The sequence below is a fragment of the Serratia sp. CY29653 genome (assembly GCF_052169255.1).
Taxonomy (GTDB): domain Bacteria; phylum Pseudomonadota; class Gammaproteobacteria; order Enterobacterales; family Enterobacteriaceae; genus Serratia; species Serratia sarumanii.
Window position 1 is genome coordinate 2,795,549 of sequence record NZ_JBJNLC010000001.1, and the last position, 7,959, is coordinate 2,803,507.

The 7,959-nt window shown below is 55.4% G+C and carries 8 protein-coding genes, 2 tRNA genes and 1 rRNA gene; 4 read left to right on the top strand and 7 right to left on the bottom strand.

Features of this window, described 5'->3' with window-relative positions:
• Positions 1-75 precede the first annotated feature (75 nt).
• A tRNA-Asp gene (locus tag ACJ8HN_RS13555) sits at positions 76-152 on the bottom strand.
• A gap of 144 nt (positions 153-296) precedes the next feature.
• The gene (gene dnaQ / locus ACJ8HN_RS13560) at positions 297-1,040 is read right to left on the bottom strand and encodes a DNA polymerase III subunit epsilon (protein ID WP_004930195.1); all 744 of its coding nucleotides are present in this window, start codon (positions 1,038-1,040) and stop codon (positions 297-299) included.
• A gap of 72 nt (positions 1,041-1,112) precedes the next feature.
• On the opposite strand from dnaQ, the gene rnhA reads away from it, so the two are divergent.
• Positions 1,113-1,580, top strand: a complete 468-nt coding sequence (gene rnhA / locus ACJ8HN_RS13565; RefSeq protein WP_033649910.1) for a ribonuclease HI — start codon at positions 1,113-1,115, stop codon at positions 1,578-1,580.
• On the opposite strand, the gene ACJ8HN_RS13570 is transcribed toward rnhA, so the two are convergent.
• Positions 1,577-2,296, bottom strand: a complete 720-nt coding sequence (locus tag ACJ8HN_RS13570) for a class I SAM-dependent methyltransferase (protein WP_033637192.1) — start codon at positions 2,294-2,296, stop codon at positions 1,577-1,579. The two genes, rnhA and ACJ8HN_RS13570, sit on opposite strands and share 4 nt — an antisense overlap.
• Before the next feature lie 44 nt (positions 2,297-2,340).
• Between ACJ8HN_RS13570 and gloB the strand changes: the two genes are divergently transcribed.
• Both gloB and mltD read left to right on the top strand, forming a co-directional pair.
• Positions 2,341-3,096, top strand: a complete 756-nt coding sequence (gene gloB / locus ACJ8HN_RS13575) for a hydroxyacylglutathione hydrolase (protein ID WP_086581019.1) — start codon at positions 2,341-2,343, stop codon at positions 3,094-3,096.
• Between the two features lie 71 nt (positions 3,097-3,167).
• Complete coding sequence (gene mltD / locus ACJ8HN_RS13580; protein WP_033653353.1) at positions 3,168-4,553, top strand: murein transglycosylase D; 1,386 nt, start codon at positions 3,168-3,170, stop codon at positions 4,551-4,553.
• A gap of 52 nt (positions 4,554-4,605) precedes the next feature.
• Here the strand turns inward: mltD and ACJ8HN_RS13585 are convergent, their stop codons facing one another.
• A complete protein-coding gene (locus ACJ8HN_RS13585; protein ID WP_028127832.1) occupies positions 4,606-5,400 on the bottom strand; it encodes an endonuclease/exonuclease/phosphatase family protein in 795 nt (264 codons plus the stop codon).
• 331 nt (positions 5,401-5,731) lie between these two features.
• Here ACJ8HN_RS13585 and yafC point away from each other — a divergent pair, with 331 nt between their 5' ends.
• Positions 5,732-6,619 (top strand): DNA-binding transcriptional regulator YafC, encoded by an 888-nt coding sequence (gene yafC / locus ACJ8HN_RS13590; protein WP_442523534.1) that lies wholly within the window; start codon positions 5,732-5,734, stop codon positions 6,617-6,619.
• A gap of 43 nt (positions 6,620-6,662) precedes the next feature.
• Here the strand turns inward: yafC and dkgB are convergent, their stop codons facing one another.
• From dkgB to rrf, 3 genes are all read right to left on the bottom strand, one after another.
• Entirely contained in the window at positions 6,663-7,466 is an 804-nt protein-coding gene (dkgB, locus tag ACJ8HN_RS13595) for a 2,5-didehydrogluconate reductase DkgB (RefSeq protein WP_442523535.1), read from the bottom strand.
• Between the two features lie 213 nt (positions 7,467-7,679).
• Positions 7,680-7,756: transfer RNA gene (locus ACJ8HN_RS13600), tRNA-Asp, on the bottom strand.
• Between the two features lie 94 nt (positions 7,757-7,850).
• Positions 7,851-7,959 (bottom strand): 5S ribosomal RNA (gene rrf / locus ACJ8HN_RS13605); the annotation flags it as partial.

Below are 7,959 nucleotides of genomic sequence, written 5' to 3' on the forward strand. Positions count from 1 at the left end.
ATTGAGCCGCACCGTTTTTCAGAGAGCAGAAACGACGAAGCCCTGAGTTATCGCTAACTCAGGGCTTCTGAATAGTGGCGGAACGGACGGGGCTCGAACCCGCGACCCCCTGCGTGACAGGCAGGTATTCTAACCAACTGAACTACCGCTCCGCGCCATTCCCTCTTGCGGGGGAACGAGGCGCATATTACGGACGCCTTTCGGTTCCGTCAACGCCTTTTTCTCACCAAATGAACCGTTTGCACAGTTTTTCAACGAAGGTTCATCCGCTGAGGTTTTTTCACGCAAAAACGCCGTTATTCGGCCGGCGCTCCGCGCCACAGGCAACTGCCGCCCTTCTTCGCCACCAGATCCAGACGCGCTTCGTGCGCCTTCACTTCTTCGTCGCTGGCGTAGACCACTTTCATCGCGGTCGCCGGGCGGACAATGCGCTGAATCTCTTGCGCGGCGTCGTTTTGCTGGGTATCCCCCTCCATCTGGAAGGCTATCGAGGTCTGACCGCCGGTCATCGCCAGATAGACTTCCGCCAGGATCTCGGCATCGAGCAATGCGCCGTGCAGCGTACGCTTGCTGTTGTCTATCTCATAACGGCTGCACAAGGCATCGAGGTTGTTGCGCTTGCCCGGGAACAGGCGGCGCGCCATCAGCAGGCTGTCGGTGATGGTGCAGAAGGTCTCTGTCTTCGGGATGCCCTGCTGCAGCATGCGGAATTCGTGATCCATAAAGCCGATATCGAACGCCGCGTTATGGATCACCAGTTCGCCGCCGCGGATAAAGTCGAGGAATTCCTCGGCAACCTGATCGAAGGTCGGCTTGTCGGCCAGGAAATCGTCGCTGATGCCGTGTACGCCGTAGGCTTCCGGATCCACCAGCCTGTCCGGCTTGATGTAAACGTGGAAATTGCGCCCGGTCAGGCGGCGGTTAATCACCTCCACCGCACCGATTTCGATGATGCGGTGCCCTTCGTAGTGCACCCCAAGCTTGTTCATACCGGTGGTTTCGGTATCGAGGACAATCTGTCTGGTGGTTGTAGAGATCATATTGCAGTGCTCACAGCGCTCGTTTATGTCAGACTTGGCTTTTATAAAACTGATAGGAAGAGTCTACCAGAGATGCTCAAACAGGTAGAAATTTTCACCGACGGCTCCTGCCTTGGCAACCCCGGCCCCGGTGGCTACGGCGCGATATTACGCTATAAGCAGACGGAAAAAACCTTCAGCGAGGGTTTTCGTCTGACCACCAATAACCGCATGGAAATGATGGCGGCGATCGTGGCGCTGGAAGCGCTGACCGTGCCCTGCGCCGTGACGCTCAGCACCGACAGCCAGTATGTGCGCCAGGGCATCACCAGCTGGATCCATAACTGGAAGAAGCGCGGCTGGAAAACCGCCGACAAGAAGCCGGTCAAAAATGTCGATCTGTGGCAGCGGTTGGATCTGGCCATTCAGCGCCACGAGGTGAAATGGGAATGGGTCAAGGGCCACGCCGGCCACCCGGAGAACGAACGTTGTGACGTGCTGGCGCGCGAAGCGGCCGGTAAGCCGACGCAGGAAGACGTCGGTTACCAACCGGAAGCCTAAGGCAGTTTGCGATAGCTCTTGGTCGCGCCCACCGCGCGGCTGAGAGAAGGTTTTCTCGCCCCCAGTTTCATCGGCGTGGGCGTCAGCGGCAAGGTGCGTTTGCGCGCCACAATCACGCTCATGCAGCCCAGCGCCGGCAAATGAGTGCATAAAAACTTGCCGCCCTTGCGGTGCCATGGCAGCACGTGAAAACGCGCCTGGTACAACACCTCATAATTCAGCAGGCTGAGCCAATCCAGCAGCCGCATCTGGGTAAACATGCGGCTGACATAGGGCTGGCGGCGACGCAATCCGGGCACCAGTTTGCCCAATCCCAGCAGGCTGAACGGATTGAAGCTGCTGATAACCAACCAGCCATCGTCGATCAACACCCTGTCTACTTCACGCAGCATGCGGTGCGGATCGTCCGCATAGGACAGCGTATGCGCCAACAGGCAGGCATCCACCGACTTGGCGGCAAACGGCAGTTGATAAGCATCGGCGATCACCTGCAGCCCTTCCCCCTCCAACCCTACGTTGACCTGATGGGAAATCGCGCATTTGTCCGTGGCCAGCTCGGCGCTGAGCATGCCCATCTTCAGCAGATGGAAACCGAACAGCTTTGGCCACCAGGGTTGCAACTGCCGCTCGAGGGCTTCACGATAGTATTCCCCCCACGGCAGCTCCGCCCAGGACTGCGGGCCGGTGAGCTTTTGTAGAGTATGGGCTGGTTTCATGATTTATTATCTTCTTTCAAGCCGTTGCCAACGAGAGGTACACCATGAATCTTATCAGCATTCCCGCCTTCCAGGACAATTACATTTGGTTATTGGATGACCGGCAGGGGCGCTGCATTATCGTCGATCCGGGTGAGGCGCAGCCGGTGCTCGAAGCGCTGCAGCGCCTGCAGCTGACGCCGGCGGCGATCCTGCTGACCCACCATCATCACGATCACGTCGGCGGTGTGGCGCAGATCGTGGCGCAATATCCCGGCCTGGCTGTCTATGGGCCGCAAGAAACCGCGGACAAAGGCGCCAACCACATCGTACGCGACGGCGACACCTTTGCCATCGATGGCCGCCAATACAAGACTATCGCCGTCCCCGGCCATACGTTGGGCCATGTGGCATTCTATAGTGCCCCTTATCTGTTCTGCGGCGACACAATTTTCTCCGCCGGCTGCGGCAGGCTGTTTGAAGGCAGCGCCAAACAAATGTACGACTCATTTCAACAACTCGCGCAACTTCCCGATAACACCTTAATTTGCTGCGCGCATGAATATACTCTTTCAAATCTTAAGTTTGCGCGGGCAATTTTGCCGGAAGATCGAGAGATTGAAACATATCAACAACATGTTGAAGCGTTAAGGGCAAAAGGCCAAGCCAGCGTGCCAACCACATTGCAATTAGAGCGCAAAATTAACCTGTTTTTACGTTGCCATGACACTGATTTACAAAAGAAATTAGGCTTTAATTCACCACCGGAAAGCCTTCATTCAGTTTTTTCCGAATTACGCCTGCGGAAAGATAACTTCTGAGCTTTTAGTTGTGTTATTTGGCGAAGCAAAGTATTATTGCTCGTCTTTTAAGCAACTACATTGACACACACATGAAGGCTAAAGCGATATTTCTCGCCTCAGTCTTGCTAGTGGGTTGCCAGTCGTCCAGGCAGGACGCACCGGCGCCAGAACAGCATGCACAGAGTTTGTCTTCAGCTGGTCAAGATGGTGAAGCAGGAGAGTACACAGCAAATGGCCGAGCGAGCTCGGCGCGGTGGTTGGATAACAACAGTCCCGCCGCGCAACAGGACCTGTGGAACTTCATTAGCGACGAGCTGAAGATGGAGGTTCCGGAAAATTCCCGGATCCGTGATCAGAAAAGAAAGTACTTAAAAAGTAAGAGCTATCTCCACGATGTAACATTACGGGCAGAGCCGTACATGTACTGGATAGTCGGGCAGATTAAGAAACGTAATATGCCGATGGAACTGGTACTGCTACCCATAGTGGAGAGCGCTTTTGACCCCCACGCCACGTCAAGTGCCAACGCCGCAGGGCTATGGCAAATCGTGCCGCAAACGGGTCGCAATTATGGTTTGAAAAACAATCAGTGGTATGACGGTCGACGCGATGTCGTCGCCTCGACAACCGCTGCGCTTAACATGATGCAGCGCTTGAACCGCATGTTTAACGGCGACTGGTTACTGACCGTAGCCGCCTATAACAGTGGTGAAGGCCGCGTGATGCAAGCGGTGAAGGCAAACAAACGCCAGGGTAAGCCAACCAATTTCTGGGCATTGTCGCTTCCGCGTGAAACGTCAATCTATGTCCCGAAAATGCTGGCGCTGAGCGACATCATCAAGAACAGCAAGAAGTACGGTGTGAAACTCCCGAAAACGGATGAAACCCGTGCGCTGGCGCGTATCGATGTCGGGCAGCAGATCCAGCTGACTCAGGCGGCTGAGATGGCGGGGCTTTCAGTCACCAAGATGAAAGCGTATAACCCAGGCTACAAAAAAGGCGTTACGGCACCCAACGGGCCCCATTACATCATGGTTCCCAAAGGGCATGCCGAGCAACTGAAAGACTCGCTGGCCGATGGCCAGATCGCCGTGACTCAGCCAACGACGCAGTTGGCGAAGAACAGCGGTTTGACCGGTGGCAGTTCATATAAAGTGCGCTCCGGCGACACCTTATCGGGCATTGCCAAGCGGCTGAACGTTAAGACCAGCGATTTGCAGAGTTGGAACAACTTACGCGCCAAGAGCGCCATAAAAGTTGGGCAAACCCTGCAAGTGGCCAGCAATACTGGCGGTAACAGCAGTATTACCTATCAGGTTCGTAAAGGTGATTCGCTTGCCAGTATCGCACGTCGTCACGGCGTCGATATTAACGACGTGATGCGTTGGAATTCAACGCTCGGTAAAGGCAACAGCCTTCAACCCGGTCTGAAGTTGACCCTGTTTGTCGGCAACAAGCTGACGCCGGATACCTAAGTTTCCGGCACAAAAAAAGCACCCTTCGGGGTGCTTTTTTATTGCCTGCGATTCACCAGACGGGAGAATCTTTTTCCGGGTGGAACTCCACCAACAGCGGATTGTGATCCGACGCGCTGGTCACCAGTACCGACGCCTCTACGACCCCAAGATTGCGATAAAACACGAAGTCCAGCGGGCGGCCAAAAGCCTTACGGCGGTGATCGTCGGCGAAGCTCACTTCGCGCAGCGCCATCTCACCGGCAAAGTCATACAAGGCATTGATACGTTTGCGGCTCCAGGCGTTGAAGTCCCCGGCCATGATCACCGGCCCCCGGTGGCTGGCGATCTGCTCGCCGATCGGCCCCAGCTGCTTGCTGTAGACGTCGACTCCCAGACTAAAGTTCACCGCATGGATGTTCACAACCATCAACAGCTCGCCGTTGTACAGCGGATAAACGGTGATCAGGGCCGACTTGGACAGCCGCAGCAGCGGCTCTCGCTCGCGCAGCGGGCAGCAGTAAACCGGATGAGCGGCCGCCAGCGTCATCACGCCGGAAGGGTGCTGCGGCAACACAAAGGCCGGCACCTGATCGGCCGCCAGATAGTTGGCGGTAGCGTAGCTCACCAGCTCCGGCGTAGTTTGCGCTTCTTGCAACAGCACCAGCTGCGCATCTTTGCCATGGTTTTTCAGCACCGAAAGCCAGTCGGCTCGCTGCTGTTTGAAAATATTCCACACCATAACGCGCAAGGCGCCGGTCGTCGGCAGCGCCGCCCCTGGCGGCAACGGCTGATTAACGGCGCCAGGAAAGATTCGCTCAACTGGCTGGCCTGCAACATACCTCATTGCATAAGTTCGTTTCGGCACGCGATTCGCCTATAACCCTTTAGCATGAAACTGGCGATGAAGACTTCGCCAACGGTGAATTGATTATACGCCTGCCCCGCACAGACGGCATGGCTTTTACAGGCATAACCTTTTCAGTTATAGGGGCCGCCTGCGGCGATTTCAATCTTCTGAGGGTATAGCAGTGTAAAGGTGATGCAGCAGAGGTGAAAAATGCGAAAGGGCCAGCAAAATGCAGACGGAGAAACAGGAATATGCGCAATCAGATTCCTGTGGGTGACGACGATGCTCCGACGTGTTTAAATGACGAAATCGCTAAAAATTTAGAACAGAGTTTGCCTTTGGAGCAAAAATGAAAGCGAATTCGGACGAGCTTATCACCTTCGTCACCGTAGTGGAAAGCGGCAGCTTCAGCCGGGCGGCGGAGCGCCTGCAGCAGGCCAACTCCGTGGTCAGTCGAACGGTAAAAAAGCTGGAGAGCAAGCTGGGGGTAACCCTGCTCAACCGCACGACACGCCAAATCAGTCTGACCCAAGAAGGCGAAAACTACTTTCGGCAGGTGCAGAAAGTGTTGAGCGATATGGCCGCAGCGGAAAATGCGTTGATGGAAAGCCGTCAACGCCCGCAGGGGCTGCTGCGCGTCGATGCCGCAACGCCGGTCGTCTTGCATCTGTTGACGCCGCTGGTCGCCGAGTTTCGTGAACGCTATCCGGAAATGTCCCTGTCGCTGGTCTCTTCGGAAAACTTCATCAATTTGATCGAACGAAAAGTGGATATCGCAATCCGCGTCGGCGAGCTGACGGACTCTACGCTGAAAGCGCGCAAGCTGATGGCCAGCTATCGACGCATCCTGGCCTCCCCCGCCTACTTGGCGCAATATAGCGCGCCAAAGACGGTAGCCGACCTGGAGCACCATTGCTGCATCGGCTTTAACGATCTGCCCAATCTGAACCGCTGGCCGCTGACCTGTGCCGATGGTCGACAACTGGAGATCGTTCCGGGGCTGACCACCAACAGCGGCGAAACCCAGCGCCACCTGTGCCTGCACGGCAACGGCATCGCCTGCCTGTCGGACTTTATGAGTGATGAAGACGTCAAACGCGGGAACCTGGTTCCCCTTCTGGTAGGAGACACGCTGCCACTCGAAATGCCGATCAACGCGGTGTACTACAGCGATAGCGCTGTCAGTAATCGCCTGCGCAGCTTTATCGATTTTATCAGCGAGCGGCTAAAGCGATAAAAAGGCGCCCTCTTGGGGCGCCTGACATCATGATGTCCAGAGATTAATCCCAGTTAGGGGCCAGGCCTTCCGGGCTGACCAATCGGCCGTTGCTTTCAAGCGCCGCAATCTGCACCATATCTTCGTCACTCAGCGTCAGTTGCTGCGCTAACAGGTTGCTTTCCAGGTTTTCGCGCTTGGTCGAAGAAGGGATCACCGCGTAGCCCAGCTTCAACGCCCAGGCCAGAACCACCTGTGCCGGCGTCGCATTGTGACGGGCGGCAATGCTTTTGATCATCTCATCCTGCAACGCTTTGCCATACGCCAGCGTCATATAAGAGGTGATGGCGATACCATGTTGCCGTGCGAACGCCACCACTTTTTCATTCTGCAAGAACGGTGACAGTTCGATCTGATTAGTCGCAATCTGATCGGCGCCAACCGCATCAATCGCCTGCTGCATCAGATCGATGGTGAAATTAGATACACCAATCTGACGGGTCAGCCCCAATCGCTTGGCTTCCAGCAGTTCAGCCATAAACTCTGCGACAGGCACCTCATCATTTGGCGATGGCCAGTGAATCAGCGTCAGATCGACATACGGGGTCTGCAGCTTGGCCAAGCTGTCTCGCAGACTGGGAATTAAGGCGCCCTTAGCCAGATTCGCGATCCAGATCTTGGTTGTGATGAACAACTCGTCACGCGGCACACCGCTAGCGGCGATAGCCTGGCCGACGGCCGCTTCGTTTTCATAGATCTGTGCGGTATCGATAGCCCGATAGCCCAATTCCAGTGCCGTGCTCACAGAGTCGATAACGACCTGATCCTGAAGGCGGAAAGTACCTAAACCAAATGCAGGGATGCTCACAATATTTACTCTCTCATTAGTGGATAAATAACGATGCGAGAGAGTATGGCAATATTTTTAGTGAGCAAAAACGCCAGGTTCGGCATAATACTTTTGACCAACAGGCAACAATATTGAGAAAAAGCGGCAGGAAGGGCGACAAATTCGACGAGGCTTTATGAATTTTGCATATGAAAAAGCCCTGAGTCAGAGACTCAGGGCTTATCAATTAAGTGGCGGAACGGACGGGGCTCGAACCCGCGACCCCCTGCGTGACAGGCAGGTATTCTAACCAACTGAACTACCGCTCCACCGATTCTTTTACGTTGCATCTTTCGATGCCGGCAATATCGCGCGCTGCGATTTGCGCATTACCAGTCGTCACGCTGATAACGTTTATTTGATGCCTGGCAGTGTCCTACTCTCGCATGGGGAGACCCCACACTACCATCGGCGCTACGGCGTTTCACTTCTGAGTTCGGCATGGGGTCAGGTGGGACCACCGCGCTATTGC